The sequence below is a fragment of the Kumtagia sp. genome, from assembly GCF_059502445.1.
Map to the genome: position 1 here is coordinate 209,745 of NZ_JCACER010000107.1, position 19,077 is coordinate 228,821.

Consider the following 19,077-nt stretch of genomic DNA (forward strand, 5'->3'; position numbering starts at 1 on the left):
CGTCACGCCATGCTTCTGGATTGCACGGCGCCCATCCAGTCGTCGTAGGACGCCGTGACGAAATACGGGTCCGGCTTCACCCTGGCCTCGGACTGCCAGAGTATGTCGAACTTGCCTTCCGCGTTGATGCGGCCGATGCGCGACCAAAGCTCGGTATGGTGGTTGTCCGGGTCGATGCGGACCCGTCCCTGCGGCGCGTCGAATTCCAGCCCGGCAAGGTGGCGCGCGACGGCCTCTGGCTCGTTGCCGCCGGCCATCTCCAGCGCCTTCGCATAGAGATGCACCTGGAAATAGGCGGCCTCGGCGCTCGCCGTGACCGGCGCGGCCTCGCCGAAGCGGCGCTTGAAGGCGGAAACGAAGCGCCGCGCCTCCGGCGTGTCGAGCGTCTCGAAGAACGAGGCGGCGGTGAGGTGCCCGGCGGCGATCTCCGGATGCATCTCCGCCACCTCGGCCTCGGTGGTGGACAGGCTGGCGATCGGCATCGTCAGGGGATCGAAGCCGGCTTCCCGGTAGGCCTCGTAGAGCAGCGCCGCCCCGGTGCCGACGACGTTGGAGACGACGACGTCCGGCTTCAGCTTGCGGATCTGCCGGACGACCTTCTCGAAATCCCTGCGGGTGGCTTCGACCGGAACGTAGATCTCGTCGGCCACGCTGCCGCGCGCCCGCGTCACCAGGTCGGTGACCACCCGGTTGTATTCGTAGGGGAATACGTAGTTCGACCCGACCAGCAGGAAGCGTTTGCCGAAGGTCTCGATCAGATAGCGCGCCAGCTGCACGGCGTTCTGGTTGGAGGACGAGCCGGTGTAGAAGCAGCGGGTCGAGTATTCGAAACCTTCGTAGAAGGTCGGGTAGAACAGCAGCCCGCGATAGGCCTCGATTTCCGGCAGCACGGCCTTGCGCGCCGTCGACATGTAGCAGCCGAAGATGAATTTTATGCCGTCCTCGGTGAGCAGGCGCACCGCCAGCTCGCGATATTTCTTCGGCGAGCATTGCGGATCGTAGAAGACCGGCTGGATGGCCCGGCCGAGCACGCCGCCGGCGGCGTTGATCTCCTCGGTCGCCAGCAGCGTCGCGTTCGCCTCGGCGATCTCAGCGGCGGCGGTCACGCCGCTGCGCGAGAACAGAACGCCAATTCGCCAGTCACCATTCGTCACGGTCTGCTCACCTGCCCAAAACGCGAGTCAACGATAGGCGCCCGTCAGCAGCGTTGCCGGAAGAATCTGAGCGGGCGGGGAGAAAGGGAAACGGCACTGTTTCCTGAGGCGAGCGTATAGCGGCGGCATCGAAAACGCAACGCGCTGTCGAGACCCTAAACCATCGAATAGGGCAGCGACGTCCGCACATTGTGGTCGATGCTCAGCCGCCGCTTGAGCGGCGGGACGGCGCGCTGCGGGCAGTTCTGGCGCTCGCAGATGCGGCAGGAGATGCCGATCGGGTCGAAGGCGGCGCGGCTGTCCCTGTCCAGTCCGTCCGCATAGACGAAATCGCCGGCATAGGAGATCTCGCAGCCCAGCGCGATCACATAGGACCGGTGGAGCGCGCGGTAGCCGCCGCCGCTCTTGGTTATTTCGGTGGCGACGCTGAGATAGCGCACGCCGTCCGGCGTCTCGGCGAGCTGCCGCACGATGCGGCCGGGCGCCTCGAAGGCCTGATGGGCGTTCCACAGCGGGCAGGCGGCGCCGAAGCGGGCGAACTGCAGCTTCGCCGCGCTATGCCGCTTGGTGATGTTGCCGGCGCGGTCGATGGTGGCGAAGAAGACCGGCACGCCCTTCAGGCCCGGGCGCTGCAAGGTCGACAGACGGTGCGCGATCTGCTCGAGGCTGGCGCCGAAGCGGGCGGCGAGCAGTTCGAGATCGTGACGCAGCTCCCTGGCCGCGCTCATGAAGGACTGGTAGGGCAGCACCAGCGCGCCGGCGAAATAGTTCTTGAGGCCGATCTTGCAGACCTCCGCCGCCTCGGCCGAGCGGAAGCCGGCCTTTCCCACGATCCCGGCGATCGGCGGCTCCATCTCCAGCGCCGCGATCTGGAACGCCGTCTGGAAGGTGCGCGTCGCTGCAGGCGAATAGGGGTTCAGGAACAGGGTCCGCGACGCCGGGTCGTAGCGGCGCAAAAAATCCTCGCCCGGACCGGAGCGGACAACGCGCACGCCATGCCGCGTCTCCAGATGGTCGGCAAGCGCGGCGCCGGCCTCGCGATCGGGCAGGCCGAGGTCCATAGCGAGCTTTTCGGCGGCAACGTCGAGGTCGTGCACATAGTTGTCGACGAAGTGGAAGAAGTCGCGCACCTCCTCATACGGCGTCGGCTCGGCCGCCGAAACGCCGCGGCCGAGCGTGTCGTCGAGGCTGACCAGCTGCTCGCTGGCGCGGCGATAGGCCTGGTGGCTTGAGATCAGCGCGCGCGCCAGGGACGGCGCGTTCTGCGTGATCAGCTTCAGCTCCTGCAAGGTCGGCCTGTGGCTGTCGAACAGCGGGTCGGTGAGCGCCTCCGACAAGGCCGACAGCATGCGGTCGCTGTCGGTCTGCGCAATGTCGGACAGGTCGATCTGGAACTTTTCCGCAAGCTCCAGCAGCACCGCGGCCGAGACTGGCCGCTGATTGTTCTCGATCTGATTGAGATAGCTCGTCGAAATGCCGAGACGCTCGGCGAACTGCACCTGGGTGAGGCCGGCGGCCTGGCGCAGCTCGCGGATCTTGCGGCCGATATAGAGTTTCGGAGGCGCCATGTCGCAAATTCGCAAAGTGGAGTTTGCAACTTTATACAGCACACTTTTGCACCTGTTCAAGCGTTCTGACGCGAGCGATTTGGCGATAGGGGCAACCGTAACCGGGAGTTACGGAGGGCCGCCAGTGAGCTTGTATGACGCATTCGCCATCGGGGGTGCGGTGGTGCCGCTCGCAGTGGTCGTTCCGGCCGGGCAGGCGCCCGGGCCGAGGGCCGGCCGCTGATGCGCGCCGTCATCGAGCAGCTCGATCAGCGGCGGGCCGAGGCCCGCCTCGGCGGCGGGCAGAAGCGCATCGACGCCCAGCATGCCAAGGGCAAGCTCACCGCCCGCGAACGTATCGACGTGCTGCTCGACGAGGACTCGTTCGAGGAATACGACATGTACGTCACGCACCGGGCGACCGAGTTCGGCATGGCCGGGCAGAAGATCGCCGGCGACGGCGTGGTGACCGGCTGGGGCACCATCAACGGCCGCCTCGTCTACGTGTTCTCGCAGGATTTCACCGTGCTCGGCGGCTCGCTGTCGGAGACGCACGCGAAGAAGATCTGCAAGATCATGGACATGGCCGTGCGCAACGGCGCGCCGGTGATCGGCCTCAACGATTCCGGCGGAGCGCGCATCCAGGAGGGCGTGGATTCGCTGGCCGGCTACGCCGAGGTGTTCAGGCGCAACGTCGACGCCTCTGGCGTCGTCCCGCAGATCTCGGTGATCATGGGGCCCTGCGCCGGCGGCGCCGTCTATTCGCCCGCCATGACCGACTTCATCTTCATGGTGCGCGGCACCTCCTACATGTTCGTCACCGGTCCCGACGTGGTGAAGACCGTCACCAACGAGATCGTGACGGCGGAGGAACTCGGCGGCGCGCGCACGCACACGCAGAAATCCTCCGTCGCCGACGGCGCCTTCGAAAACGACGTCGAGGCACTGGAGGCGATCCGCAAGCTGTTCGACTTCCTGCCGCTCAACAACCGCGAGAAGCCGCCGGTGCGGCCGTTCTTCGACGATCCGTCGCGGCTGGAGATGCGGCTGGACACGCTGGTCCCCGACAGCGCCAACAAGCCCTACGACATGAAGGAGCTGATCCTGGCGATCGCCGACGAGGGCGACTTCTTCGAGATCCAGGAAGCCTATGCCAAAAACATCGTCACCGGCTTCCTGCGCATCGAGGGCCAGACCGTCGGCGTCGTCGCCAACCAGCCGATGGTGCTGGCCGGCTGCCTCGACATCGATTCCTCGCGCAAGGCGGCGCGCTTCGTGCGCTTCTGCGACGCCTTCTCGATCCCGATCCTGACGCTGGTCGACGTGCCCGGCTTCCTGCCCGGCACCGCCCAGGAATATGGCGGCGTCATCAGGCACGGCGCAAAACTGCTGTTCGCCTACAGCCAGGCGACCGTGCCGATGGTGACGCTGATTACCCGAAAGGCCTATGGCGGCGCCTATGACGTGATGGCGTCGAAACACATCGGCGCCGACGTCAACTATGCCTGGCCCAGCGCCGAGATCGCGGTGATGGGCGCCAAGGGCGCGACCGAGATCCTCTACCGCTCGGAACTCGGCGATGCGGAGAAGATCGCGCGGCGCACGCAGGACTACGAGGAGCGTTTCGCCAATCCGTTCGTGGCGGCCGAGCGCGGCTTCATCGACGAGGTGATCATGCCGCATTCCTCGCGCCGGCGCATCGCCCGGGCCTTCGCAGCGCTGCGCGGCAAGACGGCCGAGCAGCGCTGGAAGAAGCACGACACCATGCCGCTGTGAGGGCCTGACATGTTCAAGAAGATCCTCATCGCCAATCGCGGCGAGATCGCCTGCCGGGTCATCAGGACGGCACGAAAGCTCGGCATCGCCACCGTCGCCGTCTATTCCGACGCCGACCGCGAGGCGCTGCACGTGAAGATGGCTGATGAAGCCGTGCATATCGGCCCGTCCCCGTCCTCAAAATCCTACATCGTCATCGACAGGATTCTGGACGCCGTCCGCAAGAGCGGCGCCGATGCGGTGCATCCGGGCTACGGCTTCCTGTCGGAGAATCCGCATTTCGCCGACGCGCTGAAGGAGGCTGGGGTGACCTTCATCGGTCCGCCGGTCGGCGCCATCGAGGCGATGGGCGACAAGATCACCTCCAAGCGGATAGCCGCCGGCGCCGGCGTCAGCACGGTGCCCGGCCATATGGGGCTGATCGACGACGCGGAGGCGGCGGTGCGCATCGCGCGCGACATCGGCTATCCCGTTATGATCAAGGCGTCGGCCGGCGGCGGCGGCAAGGGCATGCGCATCGCCTGGAACGACGCCGAAGCGCGCGAGGGCTTTCAGTCGTCGCGCAACGAGGCGAAGTCTTCCTTCGGCGACGACCGCATCTTCATCGAAAAATTCGTCACCGATCCGCGCCACATCGAGATCCAGGTGCTCGGCGACCGGCACGGCAACCTGATCTATCTCGGCGAGCGCGAATGCTCGATCCAGCGTCGCAACCAGAAGGTCATCGAGGAGGCGCCGTCGCCCTTCCTGGATGCGGCGACCCGCAGAGCGATGGGCGAGCAGGCGGTGGCGCTCGCCAGGGCCGTCGGCTATTTTTCGGCCGGCACGGTCGAGTTCATCGTCGACGGCGCCCGCAACTTCTATTTCCTCGAGATGAACACCCGCCTGCAGGTCGAGCATCCGGTGACGGAGCTGGTCACCGGCCTCGACCTGGTCGAGCAGATGATCCGGGTTGCGGCCGGCGAAAGGCTGGCCATCCGCCAGGAGGACGTGGCGCTGTCGGGCTGGGCGATCGAGAGCCGCCTTTATGCCGAAGACCCTTACCGCAGCTTCCTGCCCTCGATCGGCCGGCTGACGCGCTATCGCCCGCCTGCCGAAGGACGGCGCGACGACGGCACGGTCGTGCGCAACGACACCGGCGTGTTCGAGGGCGGCGAGATCTCGATGTATTACGACCCGATGATCGCAAAGCTGTGCACCTGGGCCCCCGACCGGCCGGCGGCGATCGAGGCGATGGGCGCCGCGCTCGACGACTTCGAGGTGGAGGGCATCGGCCACAATCTTCCTTTCCTGTCGGCGGTGATGCAGCAGGAGCGTTTCCGTGAGGGGCGGCTCACCACCGCCTACATCGCCGAGGAGTTTCCCGACGGGTTCGGCGGCGTGACGCCGGAGGACGAGGAGGCGCGCAAGCTGGCGGCGGTGGCGGCGTTCGTCCACGTGCGCGCCGAGCGGCGCGCCGTGCAGATATCCGGCGCGCTGGCCAACCACCGCCGCGCCGTGGCCGGGGACTGGTCTGTGACGATTGCCGGCCGCGCCTTCGATGTCGCCGTGCATGACGACGATGCAGGCATGCTTGTGCCGGTCGGCGACGGCGCCCCGCTTGCGGTGGCGAGCGACTGGCTGCCCGGCCGCAGCCACGCCCGCTTCGTCGTCGGCGGCGAGCCGATGGGCGTCAAGGTCGCAGCCGCCGGCAGCGGCTGGCGGCTGCGCTGGCGCGGCATCGACGCGGTCGCCCGCGTGCGCTCGCCGCGCGTGGCAGCACTCGCCGTGCTGATGCCCGAAAAGGCGCCGCCGGACACGTCCAAAATGCTGCTCTGCCCGATGCCGGGCGTCGTCACCTCGATCATGGTCGCCGAAGGCGACGCGGTGGAGGCCGGCCAGGCGCTCGCCACGGTCGAGGCCATGAAGATGGAGAACGTGCTGCGCGCCGAGCGCCGCGGCACGGTCAAGCGCATCGCCGCCGCGGCCGGCACGAGCCTCGCCGTCGACGAGCTGATCATGGAGTTCGCGTGATGGCCGCAGCGATTGGCGTTCCCTCCCCCTTGAGGGGAGGGTGGCCGGACGAAGTCCGGCCGGGTGGGGTCCTCTCCTCCCGCTCGGCGTCACTGAACGAATTGGGTCGAGCACTGCCGAAGCGACCCCACCCGGCTCGCTGCGCGAGCCACCCTCCCCTCAAGGGGGAGGGATCGGCGCCCGGCCGGAGGCGCTCCGCATGACCGATCTCGAAAAGTGGCGCGCCCTCGCCGAGAAGGAGATCAGGGCAGACCCGCAAAAGCTCGTCTGGCAGACGCCGGAGGGCATCGCCGTCAAGCCGCTCTACACCGCCGAGGATCTTGCCGGCATCGACCATCTCGGCAGCATGCCGGGCGAAAAACCCTTCGTGCGCGGGCCGCGTGCCACCATGTATGCCGGCCGGCCGTGGACGATCCGGCAATATGCGGGGTTCTCGACGGCGGAGGCCTCCAACGCCTTCTACCGCAAGGCGCTTGCCGCCGGCCAGCAGGGCGTGTCGGTCGCCTTCGACCTCGCCACCCACCGCGGCTACGACAGCGATCATCCGCGCGTCGAGGGCGACGTCGGCAAGGCCGGCGTGGCGATCGATTCGGTCGAGGACATGAAGATCCTGTTCGACGGCATCCCGCTCGACCAGGTGTCGGTGTCGATGACCATGAATGGCGCGGTGATCCCGATCCTGGCGAATTTCATCGTCGCCGGCGAGGAGCAGGGCGTCTCGCGCGAAAAGCTTTCCGGGACCATCCAGAACGACGTGCTCAAGGAGTTCATGGTCCGCAACACCTACATCTACCCGCCGGAACCGTCGATGCGCATCGTCGCCGACATCATCGCCTATACGGCGAAGGAGATGCCGAAGTTCAACTCCATCTCGATCTCCGGCTATCACATGCAGGAGGCCGGGGCGACGCTGGTGCAGGAGCTGGCCTTCACGCTGGCCGACGGGCGCGAATATGTGCGGGCGGCGCTGAAAAAGGGCCTCGATGTCGACGATTTCGCCGGGCGGCTGTCGTTTTTCTTCGCCATCGGCATGAACTTCTTCATGGAGGCGGCGAAACTGCGCGCGGCGCGGCTGTTGTGGACGCGCATCATGGAGGAGTTTTCGCCGAAGAAGGCGTCGTCGCTGATGCTGCGCACGCACTGCCAGACTTCTGGCGTGTCCTTGCAGGAGCAGGATCCTTACAACAACATCGTGCGCACCGCCTTCGAGGCGATGAGCGCCGCACTCGGCGGCACGCAGAGCCTGCACACCAATTCCTTCGACGAGGCGATCGCGCTGCCGACGGAATTTTCGGCGCGCATCGCCCGCAACACGCAGCTCATCCTGCAGCACGAGACCGGGGTGACCCGGGTGGTCGACCCGCTGGCGGGTTCCTACTACGTCGAGAGCCTGACCGGCGAGCTCGCCGAAAAGGCGTGGGCGCTGATCGAGGAGATCGAGGCGATGGGCGGCATGACCAAGGCCGTCAACGACGGCCTGCCGAAGCGCCTGATCGAGGAGGCGGCGACCCGCCGCCAGGCGGCCGTCGACCGCGGCGACGAGGTGATCGTCGGCGTCAACAGGTACCGGCTGGAGCAGGAAGACCACATCGACATCCTCGACATCGACAACAGGGCGGTGCGCGAGGCGCAGGTAGCCCGCATCGAGCAGACGAAGCGCCGGCGCGACTCCGCGCGGGTCGACGCCGCACTTGCCGTGCTCGGCGATGTAGCGGCCGGCGGCGCGGGCAACCTGCTGGAGGCCGCGGTCGAGGCCGCCCGGGCGCGCGCCACGCTCGGCGAGATATCGGATGCCATGCGAACAGTCTTCGGCGATCATTCGGCCGTGCCGAAGGTGGTGCGCAACGTTTACGGCCAGTCCTATGCAGGCGAGCCGGAATACGAGACGCTGGTGTCGCGGCTGCGGCATGTCGCGTCCGTGCTCGGCGAGACGCCGCGGCTGCTCGTCGCCAAGCTCGGCCAGGACGGCCACGACCGTGGCGCCAAGGTCATCGCGTCTGCCTTCGGCGACATCGGCTTCGAGGTGATCGCCGGCCCGCTTTTCCAGACGCCGCAGGAGGCGGCCGACCTGGCGATCGGCGCGAAGGTGCATGTGGTCGGCATGTCGTCGCTGGCGGCTGGCCACAAGACGCTGGCGCCGCAGCTTGTCGAGGCGCTGAAGGCGCGCGGCGCGAAGGACGTCGTCGTGGTGGTCGGCGGCGTTGTCCCGCGCCAGGACTACCATTATCTGCTCGATCACGGCGTTGCCGCGGTGTTCGGACCGGGCACCAATGTGCTCGACGCGGCGCGCGGCGTGCTCGACCTTCTGGAGGGCAGGCGCCGCAACATGTGACGCGCGTCCGGAGCCGTTCCGGCGGCCAAGGGGAAGCAAGCGCGGGTCACTTCTGGGCCATGGATAATCCAAGGCCGAAACCTTCACATTCGCAAGCGCTTGTCTTATTTCGGGCGATGTCAGGCGTTCGGACGGCTCTCCGCGGCCGTCCGGAATACAACCCAAGAGTAGCTCCCCATGTCCGTTTCCTCCTTCGATTGGCATTCACCCGACGCTCCGGCGGAGCTTGCCGGACTGGCAAGGACCGAGCAGGAGCGGGCAGGGCGGGTCACCAACATGAAGGGTGTGCTGCTGCATTCGGCGCCGGCGTTCCGCCTGTTCGGCGCGGTGCTGCCGCTCAAGGAGAGCCTGCGCTCGCGCCTCGGCGCGCGCGCCGTCGACGTGTTCTCGCTGGCGATCTCGGAGGATTCGCACTGCCTGCTGTGCTCGCTCTATTTCCGCCGCGCGCTCAAGGCGCACGGCGTAGATCCCGACGGCTACGTGCCGACCGACGACGAGGCGGCGCTGATCGAGATCGCCCATCGCATCGCAGGCGAGCCGGTCGCGCACAAGGCCACGCCGCCGGCCGCGCTGAAGTTGCTGGAAGCCAGATACGGTGCGGAAACCGTCGTGGAGGTCGTCGCCTACGGCTCGGCGATGCTTGCGACCAACCGGCTGAACACCACGCTCGGCATTCCGATCGACGACGACCTGCTGCCGGCGGCCGATATTGCCGGAGCCAAGGCGAACGCTGCCTGATGGTGGCGAAGCGCCGCGCTGGTTTGGCTTCGGTTCGGCAGACGAGGGGAGCCTTTCAACTCAAGCTCTGACGAGTGAAGCGCCCCCCTCTCCGTCTCGCCCTTCGGGCTCGACACCTCTCCCCCACATTCGTGGGGGCGAGGAACCGCTACCGCGATGCCGGCGCCTCTCCAGCCTGGGTTCCTCGCCCCACGAATGTGGGGAGAGGTGTCGAGCCCGAAGGGCGAGACGGAGAGGGGGCTCGCGAGAAACTTCAAAGGTCGGAGTTCAGGGCTTTCGAGCTAGCTTTCCGGCAGGTTCCACACACCCGGCAGCGATAGCGCCGCCCGGTCGAAGCGGAAGGCGGAGATGTCGGCGGGGGTTTGCCCGTCGATCAAAAGCTCCGACAGGGTGCGGCCGATGACGGACGCGAACTTGAAGGCGTGCGTGGCGCCGACGACGCAGACGCAGTTCGGATGGCCGGGGATGCGGTCGAGCACGAAGTCAGCGTCCGGCGTGTGGGTGAGCAGGCAGGTCTTGGTGTAGAGCACCGGGCCGGCCGCCGTCGGTATGTGGTCTTCGAGGAAGCGCAGCACGTCCCGCTCGTTGCCGGCGTCCGGATCGAAGCCGCGGCTGTCCGGATCGGTAGGGGAAAAGCGGTCCTTCGCGATCTTGACCCCCGCGGCGCCATAGACCGGAAAACCGTAATAATTGTCGTGGATCATCCATATCCATACCGGGAAACGGTCGGGCGAAAATTCCTCCAGATGCGGGCTGTCGACATAGGTCACCTGCTCGTGCGTGACCTTCAGCGGCAGTTCCAGGCCGAAATGGGCGAGCAGCCGGTTCGTCCACGGGCCGCCGGCGACGACGATCTTCTCCGCCGAAAAGGTTCGTCCGCCCGCCGATATCTCGTAGCCGCCGTTGACCGGGCGGATATGCTTCACCGGCATGTTGTCCAGAAGGGTGGCGCCGTTGCGCAGCGCAAGGCGGCGATGCGCCTCGTTCGCCTTGATGGCGCCGACGAGCCCGCCGTCGGGCTGGTAGACGGCATGTATGTCCCCGTCGAAGCGGAATTGCGGAAAGCGTCGCCGCAGCTCCGCCGCGTCGAGGATGTCATAGGGCACGCCGCATGCCGCCATGCTCTCGTTGTAGGCGGCTTCGTCGAGCGTCGTCTTCGGCGGCCAGAAATTCAGCTCCCCGGTCTTCAGCACGAGCTGCTCGCCGCTGTCCTCCTCGACGGTTCCCCACGCCTCGTAGGCGTGCTCGGCGAACCGCACATAGGGGACGGTATGGTAGGTCTTGCGGATGATGCGCGAATGGTCCTGCGACTCGCCGCGCCCATGGCCGAGTTCGAACTGCTCGATGCCCAGCACGTCGGTGCCGGCGCGGCGCGACAGCCAGTAGCAGGCGGCGCTGCCAAGCCCGCCAAGCCCGAGGACCACATGGGTATAGCTGTCTTTCATGGCCTAGCTCCCGGATCCCGTCATAGCCGGCGTCGTCGATGCGTCGAAGTTCCAAATATCACAACAATGATCCGAAATACGATACAATTTGCCTTTCATTCTGCGCTCGCGCGGGTAAAGTCTGCTGCAACGAGGCGTGCCCGAGCTGGATACCGGCTGCCCTGTGGGCCGGGCCCCGCGGCGGCCGCGACCCTTCCGCCGGCCGCGCATTGCAGTTTGAAGGAGCGTTTCCGGCCATGAGCCAGAAGTCCATGCGTTACCGCCTCGGCGTAGACATCGGCGGCACGTTCACCGATGTGCTGCTGATGGAGGAGGATAGCGGCAGGCTCGTTGCCCTGAAGGTGCCGTCGAACCGCCAGAACCCGGAAGACGCGATCATCGCCGGTCTCGACCAGCTTGATGCCCGCCACGGCATTGCTGCGTCCGAGATCGCCTACTTCTCGCACGGCACGACGCTCGGCGTGAACACGCTCCTGGAGCGCGACGGCGCCGAGGTCGGGCTGCTGACCACCAGAGGCTTTCGCGACATCCTCGAGCTGCGGCGGCTGCGGCTTCCCAAGGCCAACGACCTGTTCTTTCCGCGTCCGCGCGCGCTGGCGCCGCGCCGCCGCGTCGCCGAAGTGGACGAACGTCTCGCGCAGGACGGCGAGGTGGTCGTGCCGATCCGGCGCGACGACGTGCTCGCCGCCGCTCGTCACCTCGTCGCGCAGGGCGCCTCGAACATCGCCATCTGCTTCCTGCATTCCTACCGCTTTCCGGCACACGAGCAGCAGGCGAAAACCTGGATCCTGGAGGAGTTCCCCGACCTCTACGTCATCGCGTCGTCCGACCTCTGGCCGCAGCAGCGCGAATACGAGCGCTGCCTGGTCAGCGTCATCAACGGGTATATCGGCGCCCGCATGCGCACCTATTTCGACACGCTGGAGGACAAGACCAAGCGCGCCGGCCTGGCGACCCGCATCTTCTCGACCAAGTCGAACGGCGGGGTGATGAGCGTCGAGGCCGCCGGCGAGCGGCCGGTCGAGACGCTGCTGTCCGGTCCGGCCTCGGGCGTCATCGGCGCCGCCTTCATCGGCAGGATGATCGGCGACGAGCGCCTGATCACGCTGGACATGGGCGGCACCAGCGTCGACATTGCCGTCGTCGACGGCGAGATACCCTATTCCACCGAGAACACCATCGGCGACTTCCCGGTGCTGCTGCCGGCGGTCGACGTGTCGGCGATCGGCGCCGGCGGCGGCTCCGTCGCCTGGCTCGACGCGGAGGGCGTGCTGAAGGTCGGGCCGCGCAGCGCCGGCGCGCGGCCGGGGCCTGCCTGCTACGGGCGCGGCGGCACCGAGCCGACCGTCACCGATGCCTATGCGGTGCTCGGCATCATGGCGCCGGGCGGCCTGCTCGGCGGCGAGATGAAGCTCGACATCGACAAGGCGCGCGCCGCGCTGGCGACGCTGGGCGAGCGTCTCGGCAAGACTCCGGAGGAGACCGCCGACGCCATCCTGCAGGTGGCGACCGCCAACATCTATGCCGAGCTGGTGCCGCAGCTCGCCCGGCGCGGCGTCGACGCCGGCGACTTCTCGCTGCTCGCCTACGGCGCAGCCGGGCCGACGCATGTCTTCATGCTCGCCCGCGAGCTCAACATGCGGCGTGTGCTGGTGCCGCCGACGCCGGGCCTGCTCTGCGCGCTAGGCTGCCTGGTCGCCGATCTGCGCGCCGACTTCGTGCGCAGCCTGTGGCAGGAGGCGCGGGAACTCTCCGACGAGACGCTGGCCGGCTGCTACGCGACGCTGGAGGGCGAGGCCCGCGACTGGCTGGACAAGCAGCAGGTCGATGTCACCGAGACCTACCTGATCCGCTCGGCCGACATCTGCTATGTCGGCCAGTCCTTCGAGCTGAACGTCGTCTTCCCGGACGAGCCGTTGTCGGTGGAAGCGCTGCAGCGCTGGTTCCACGACCGCTACGAGCTGGTCTACGGCTTCGCCGACCGCAGCAACCCGATCCGTATCCTCGAGGCGCGGGTGCAGATCGTCGGCGTCACCCGAAAGCCCGGTTTCGACGACCTGCGCCCCTTTGCGACGGCCGGCGACAAGCCGGCCTCGTCGCGCCCGATCTACGAGCAGGGCAGGGCCGTCACCGGCGCCGTCCTGCAGCGCTCGGCGCTTCGCCCGGGCGACCGCTTCCGCGGGCCTGCCGTGGTCGAGCAGTACGACACGACGGTCTACGTGCCCGAAGGTTTCGAGGTGACGGTGGACGACTGGTTCAATCTCGTCGGGGAGCGGCTGAAATGATCGAGGACAAGATCGGTCTGGAGATCCTGAGCAACCGCTTCCAGGCGATCGTCGACGAGATGGCGCAGGCGCTGTTCCGCACCGCGCACACCGTCTTCATCAAGGAAACGCAGGACTATGGCGCGGTGCTGGTGAGCCCCGGCGGCGAGGTGTTCGCCGCGTCGCGCCGCTACGGCGTGCTGATGATGGTCGGCATGCCGATGGACGACGCCGTCAAGGCGATGGGCGACGACGTGCGCGAGGGCGACATCTTCATGACCAACGACCCGGAGGCGACCGGGGGGATGTGCACCCATCTCAACGATATCTTCCTGTGGAAGCCGATTTTCCACGGCGGCAGGCTGATCTGCTACGCCTGGACCTTCGTCCACATGTCGGATGTCGGCGGCCGCGTGCCGGGCAGCATCGCGCCGTCGAGCCACGAGATCTACCAGGAAGGCGTCCGCGTTCCGCCGCAGAAACTGTTCCACCAGGGCAGGCTCGACGAAACCTTCCTGAAGATGTTCCTGGTCAACACCCGGACCGCCGACCAGAACTGGGGCGACATGAAGGCCTGCATCGCCGGGCTGTCGACGGCGGAGCGGCGGGTCAAGGAATTGCTGGGACGCTTCGGACCCGAGAAGATCAGCCAGGGCATCGTCGACGTGATGGACTACGCCGAGACGCAGGCCCGGCGGGTCATTTCGACCGTGCCCGACGGCGTCTACCGCTTCAGCGACTTCATCGAGGCCGACATGGTCGGGCAGGGGCTGCTGCGCGTCAACCTGAAGCTGACCATCGGCGGCGGCGAGATGCATATGGACTTCACCGGGACGGCGCCGCAGGTGCGCGCCGCGCTCAACCTGCCGAGCTTCAGCAAGGACGGCCACTGGATGCTGATCACCGGCGTGGTCAACTGGCTGTGCACGCGCGAGCCCGGCATCGCCTACAATGCCGGGCTGGTGCGGCCGATGAAGGTCCACATCCCCAGGGGCACAATCATCAATCCTGAGGCCGGCGCCGCCTATGGCGGGCGCTATTCGACCTCGCACAAGGTCTGCGACGTCATCATCGGCGCGCTGTCGCAGGCGGTGCCCGACCAGCTTCCGGCAACCGACTCGGGCCAGGGCTCGATCCTGCTGGTATCGGTGCCGGACATGGCGACCGGCGAGACCAGGGTCAGCGTCATCCAGCCGCTGGTCGGCGGCTCCGGCGGCCGGCCGGTCGACGACGGCGTCGACGGCACCATGGTCATCCTCAACTTCCTCAAGAACGTGCCGACCGAGCTGCTCGAGCACGAGATGCCGAACCTCCTGATCCGCCGCTATTCGCTGCGCGACGATTCGGGCGGCGCCGGCCGCTACCGCGGCGGCACCGGCTCGATCGTCGAGTTCGAGACCAACGTGCCGTTCACCACCATCACCGCGCGCAACATGGAGCGTTATTTGTTCCCGCCGGCCGGCCGCAAGGGCGGCACGCCGGGCACGACCGGCTACACCCTCCTCAACCCGGACGGCGACGACCCGCGCGACATCGGCAAGATCGACATTCTGGAGATGGATGCCGGTGATGTGCTGCGCCTCGGCACGCAGGGCGGCGGCGGTTATGGCGATCCGCTCGAGCGGCCGGCGGCGACGGTGTGGGAGGATGTGCTCGACGAATATGTGTCGCTTGATACCGCCCGTGAAAAATACGGCGTAGTCGGCACGCTGAAGGACGGGCTCGATCGCGCGGCGACGGAGGCGCTGCGCGGGAAGATGCGCGCCGCCCGCGACGGCGCGCCGCTCAAGGAGTTCGACTTCGGCCCGGCGCGCGACGCCTATCACGCGCGCTGGCCGGCCGCGCTGCATGACGCCGTCAGCGAGATCACCCAGGACATGCCGCGCGTGCAGCGGCAGACCTCCTACCGCGCGCTCTACGCCGAGATCGACCGCAGGCTCGATGCCGGCGAGACCGTGAGCGCGGCCGACGTGCCCGGCCTGCTGGCGGCGCTGCGCTCGCCCGGCCGGCGCGGGGCTTCGGCGCGGCGCTGAGGCCGCGGGCCGGACGGCTCCGTTTTTCCGTCCCTTGCTGGAGAACGACGATGAGCGAATGGCTTGTGACTACCGACTGGCTCTCGGAACATCTGGGCGAGCCGGGGCTCGTCGTGCTCGACTGCTCCTGGTACCTGCCGGAGGCCGGCAAGCATGCCGTCGACGATTTCCGTCGCGGCCACATCCTTGGCGCCCGCTTCATCGACCTCGGCGCGGTGTCGGATCCCGGCTCCCCCTACGTCAACATGCTGCCCTCGGCGGAACTCTGGGCGAGGGAGGTCAGCGCCCTCGGCATCGGCAACGACACCACCGTGGTCGTCTACGATTCCGGCTACGTGTCGGCGCGGCTGTGGTGGATGTTCCGCGTCTTCGGCCACAGCAGGGTGCGCATCCTCGACGGCGGCTTCCGCAAATGGCTGGCTGAAGGCAGGCCGGTCGAGGCAGGCGGCGCGCCCGACGTCGCTCCGGTGGTGTTCGAGGCGAAGCTCAAGCCGGGCCATGTCGCCGGCACCGACGATGTGCGGGCCGCGCTCGATGGCGGCACGACCGTGGTCGACGCGCGCACCGCCGCCCGCTTCGACGGGACGGAAGGCTCCGGCTATCCCGGCGTCGCCAGCGGCCACATGCCCAACGCGATCAATACGCCTTGGCAGAAATTCTTCGATCCGGCGAACAATTTTGCCTTCGTCGATGCGCAAACCGCCGCGAAAGTCTTCGCCGATGCCGGCGCCGATGTCGGCGGCCCGGTGATCGCCACCTGCGGCTCCGGCGTGACCGCCGCTATCCTCGGCTTCATGATCGAGCGTGCCGGCAACAAGGACTGGAAGCTCTACGACGGCTCGTGGCATGAATGGGGGCAGCGCGACGATACCCCGAAGCTGACCGCCGGCGCGGCGAAAAAGGCCTGACGCGGGCCGGCATGGGCGACCTCGACGCCTCGCGCTACGCCCTGCAACTGCGCCAGGTCGCGCCGGACGCCGTCCTGCCGAAGTCGGTCGACGTCGTCATCATCGGCGGCGGCATCGTCGGCGTGTCGGCGGCGTGGCATCTGGCGCGGCGCGGGCTGTCGGTAGCGCTCTGCGAGAAGGGCGCCATCGCCGGCGAGCAGTCGGGGCGCAACTGGGGCTGGTGCCGCAACACGCTGCGCCATCCCGCCGAAATCCCGCTGATGCGGCAGAGCATGCGCGACTGGCGCGACCCGGCCGTGTTCGGGGCGCTCGACACCGGCTTCCGCACCACCGGCATCCTCTATCTCGGCGGCCGCAGCCGCAACGACGAGGCGGGCTACGAGGCATGGCTCGCTTCGGTCCGGCCGCATGCGCTGGACAGCAGGATGGTCACCGCCGCGGAAGCCGCGCAACTGGTGCCGGGCGGCGCGCAGCCGGGGCGGGGCGGTCTCTACACCGCGTCCGACGGCGGCGCCGAGCCGGACACGGCGGCGGCCGCGATCGCTAGGACGGCAAAGGCCGCGGGCGCGAGCATCCATTCCGGATGCGCGGTCAGGAGCATCGAAACGCAGGGCGGACGGCTTTCCAGGGTCGTGACCGAAAGAGGGCCGATCGCCTGCGGCGCCGTGCTTCTGGCCGCCGGCATCTGGTCGCGCCTGTTCGCCGGCAATCTCGGCATCGACCTGCCGCAGCTCAAGGTGATGGGCTCGGTGATGCGCACGCATCCCCTGCCGGGCGGGCCGGAAGTCTCGGTCGCCGGCCGGCGCTTCGGCTGGCGCAAGCGGCGCGACGGCGGCTACATCGTCTCGCAGGCCGACGCGACGATCTTCGACATCGTTCCCGACAGTTTCCGCCTGCTCTCCGACTTCCGCCCGGCCTTCGCAGCCGGCCTGCGCAGCCTGCGGCTGCGCATCGGCCGCCGCTTCGTCGAGGAGGCGCGCCTTGCCCGGCATTGGCAGCCGGACGAGATCACGCCGTTCGAGCAGGTTCGCATCGCCGATCCCGAGCCGGCCGGCTGGGTGCTGAGGGAGGCGGCGCAAAAAATCGCCGAGGCCTATCCGGTGTTCGCCGGCATGCGCATTGCCGGCCGGTGGGGCGGCCTGATCGACGTCATGCCGGACGCGCTGCCGGTGATCGGTCCGGTCACCGCCGTCTCCGGCCTGTTCATGGCGACCGGCTTTTCCGGCCACGGTTTCGGCATCGGGCCGGGGGCGGGACGGCTCGCGGCGGAGATGATCTGCGGCGAGCCGCCCTGCGTCGACCCAGCGGCGTTTCGCCTCGACCGGTTTTCGCGCACCGCGAGCATGTCCCGACAGCCGAAGGAGGACGAAAAATGATCCTGGCTTCGATCATGCCACCGGTCGCCGACCCTGGAGACGGCGGCTGAGCGCTTCGTGTCGATGGGTTTCACCGTCACCGGCCGCGACGCCCTTGCCGTCGCCGGCGATGGCTGACGGCCGTTCCGGTTCAGAGCGCGTTCAGCGCCTGGTCGAGATCGTCGAGGATGTCGTCGACGTTTTCCAGCCCAACGGAAAGCCGCAGCAGGCCGTCGCCGATGCCGTGCCTGGCGCGCTCCTCGGGGCCGTAGGTCGCGTGGGTCATCGAGGCAGGATGTTGGATGAGCGTTTCCGTGTCGCCGAGGCTGACCGCCCGGGTGACGAGGGACAGCTTGTTCATGAACGCCATGCCCATGTCCATGCCGCCGTCGAGCTCGAAGGCGATCAGCCCGCCCGGCGCCGACATCTGGCGCCTGGCGAGGTCGAACTGCGGGAAGGATTCCAGCCCCGGATAGGAAATGCTGGCGACCTTGCCATGGTCTTCCAGCAGCCGGGCGACCGCCATGGCCGAGGCCGAATGCCGTTCCAGACGAAGCTCCAGGGTCTTCAGCCCGCGCAGCAGCAGGAAGCAGTTGAAGGGCGACAGCGTCGCGCCCGTCATCCAGCGCAGGCCGGTGGTCCGCACCTGCTTGATCATGTCGGCCGTGCCGACCACGATGCCGCCGAGCAGGTCTCCATGGCCGCCCAGATATTTCGTGGCCGAATGCACGACGACGTCGGCGCCGAATTCCAGCGGCCGCTGCAGCGCCGGCGTCGCGAAGGTGTTGTCGACGATCACGACCGCGCCGGCGCGGCCGGCGATGCGCGCGATCTCTGCGATGTCGATGACGCGCAGGTTCGGGTTGGCGGGCGTCTCGAAGAAGACCGCCCTGGTCTTCTCGCCGACGTGTTCCGCCACCGTCTCGGGTCGGGTGAAGTCGGCGAGATGGACGATCACGCCGAAGCGGGTGAGCGCCTGGGTGAAATAGGCGAAGGTGTTGCCGTAGATCGTGTGGTCGACGATCACCTCGTCGCCCGGATTGAGGATGGTGAGCATGACGCTCGATATGGCGGCCATGCCGGAGCCCGCCGTCATCGCCGCTTCGCCACCCTCCAGGCTCGCCATGCGCTCTTCGAGGATGGTCTGGGTGGGGTTGCGGGTGCGCCCGTAGATGTAGCCGGCGCGCTCGCCGCGGAACATTTCCGACCCTGCCTCGGCCGTCTCAAAGGCGAAGGTCGAGGTCATGTAGATGGGTGGCGTCAGCGCCCCGTCATGCTCCGCGGGATCGTAGCCGAGATGGATCGCCCGGGTGGAGAAGCCCTGCGGCCGGTTGCGTCTCGCAGTCATGGCGATGTCCTTCCTTCGGCCGACGGCGGCAGCGTTGCAAGTCCCGTGGCGCGTCGCCATCCGCGGATGGGTCGCCCGCCGCATGCCGGGTTCAAGTGCTCACGGAAGACGCCGAAGACAAGGGCGCCACGGGAGAAAGAGCTAGCACCTGGTCGCCAAAAATG

General features: G+C 67.8%; 12 protein-coding genes. 8 read left to right on the forward strand and 4 right to left on the reverse strand.

Annotated elements, in window-relative coordinates; genetic code table 11:
• Positions 1-2: 2 nt before the first annotated feature.
• The gene (locus AC5JDC_RS28760; RefSeq protein ID WP_495846900.1) at positions 3-1,154 is read right to left on the reverse strand and encodes a transporter substrate-binding domain-containing protein; all 1,152 of its coding nucleotides are present in this window, start codon (positions 1,152-1,154) and stop codon (positions 3-5) included.
• A 155-nt stretch (positions 1,155-1,309) separates the two neighbouring features.
• Complete coding sequence (locus AC5JDC_RS28765) at positions 1,310-2,722, reverse strand: helix-turn-helix domain-containing protein (RefSeq protein WP_495846902.1); 1,413 nt, start codon at positions 2,720-2,722, stop codon at positions 1,310-1,312.
• Between the two features lie 222 nt (positions 2,723-2,944).
• On the opposite strand from AC5JDC_RS28765, the gene AC5JDC_RS28770 reads away from it, so the two are divergent.
• The 4 genes from AC5JDC_RS28770 (at position 2,945) to AC5JDC_RS28785 (ending at position 9,560) form a co-directional block, all read left to right on the forward strand.
• Complete coding sequence (locus AC5JDC_RS28770; protein WP_495846904.1) at positions 2,945-4,477, forward strand: acyl-CoA carboxylase subunit beta; 1,533 nt, start codon at positions 2,945-2,947, stop codon at positions 4,475-4,477.
• A gap of 9 nt (positions 4,478-4,486) precedes the next feature.
• Positions 4,487-6,490, forward strand: coding sequence for an acetyl-CoA carboxylase biotin carboxylase subunit (locus AC5JDC_RS28775; protein WP_495846906.1), 2,004 nt, complete (start codon positions 4,487-4,489; stop codon positions 6,488-6,490).
• A gap of 199 nt (positions 6,491-6,689) precedes the next feature.
• Complete coding sequence (gene scpA, locus AC5JDC_RS28780; RefSeq protein WP_495846908.1) at positions 6,690-8,822, forward strand: methylmalonyl-CoA mutase; 2,133 nt, start codon at positions 6,690-6,692, stop codon at positions 8,820-8,822.
• A gap of 177 nt (positions 8,823-8,999) precedes the next feature.
• Positions 9,000-9,560: a carboxymuconolactone decarboxylase family protein gene (locus AC5JDC_RS28785; RefSeq protein ID WP_495846910.1), complete on the forward strand. Its 561-nt coding sequence runs from the start codon at positions 9,000-9,002 to the stop codon at positions 9,558-9,560.
• 281 nt (positions 9,561-9,841) lie between these two features.
• Here the strand turns inward: AC5JDC_RS28785 and solA are convergent, their stop codons facing one another.
• Positions 9,842-11,005, reverse strand: coding sequence for an N-methyl-L-tryptophan oxidase (solA, locus tag AC5JDC_RS28790; protein ID WP_495846912.1), 1,164 nt, complete (start codon positions 11,003-11,005; stop codon positions 9,842-9,844).
• A gap of 236 nt (positions 11,006-11,241) precedes the next feature.
• Here solA and AC5JDC_RS28795 point away from each other — a divergent pair, with 236 nt between their 5' ends.
• Genes AC5JDC_RS28795 through AC5JDC_RS28810 form a run of 4 tightly spaced genes read left to right on the forward strand, consistent with a single transcriptional unit; the run spans position 11,242 to position 17,586 of the window.
• Positions 11,242-13,290, forward strand: a complete 2,049-nt coding sequence (locus tag AC5JDC_RS28795; RefSeq protein WP_495846914.1) for a hydantoinase/oxoprolinase family protein — start codon at positions 11,242-11,244, stop codon at positions 13,288-13,290.
• Entirely contained in the window at positions 13,287-15,302 is a 2,016-nt protein-coding gene (locus AC5JDC_RS28800) for a hydantoinase B/oxoprolinase family protein (RefSeq protein ID WP_495846916.1), read from the forward strand. The genes AC5JDC_RS28795 and AC5JDC_RS28800 overlap by 4 nt, the downstream gene beginning before the upstream one ends.
• A 50-nt stretch (positions 15,303-15,352) precedes the next feature.
• Positions 15,353-16,210, forward strand: coding sequence for a sulfurtransferase (locus AC5JDC_RS28805; RefSeq protein ID WP_495846918.1), 858 nt, complete (start codon positions 15,353-15,355; stop codon positions 16,208-16,210).
• An 11-nt stretch (positions 16,211-16,221) separates the two neighbouring features.
• Entirely contained in the window at positions 16,222-17,586 is a 1,365-nt protein-coding gene (locus AC5JDC_RS28810; protein WP_495846920.1) for an NAD(P)/FAD-dependent oxidoreductase, read from the forward strand.
• A 130-nt stretch (positions 17,587-17,716) separates the two neighbouring features.
• On the opposite strand, the gene megL is transcribed toward AC5JDC_RS28810, so the two are convergent.
• Positions 17,717-18,913 (reverse strand): methionine gamma-lyase, encoded by a 1,197-nt coding sequence (gene megL, locus AC5JDC_RS28815; RefSeq protein ID WP_495846922.1) that lies wholly within the window; start codon positions 18,911-18,913, stop codon positions 17,717-17,719.
• Positions 18,914-19,077 lie beyond the last annotated feature (164 nt).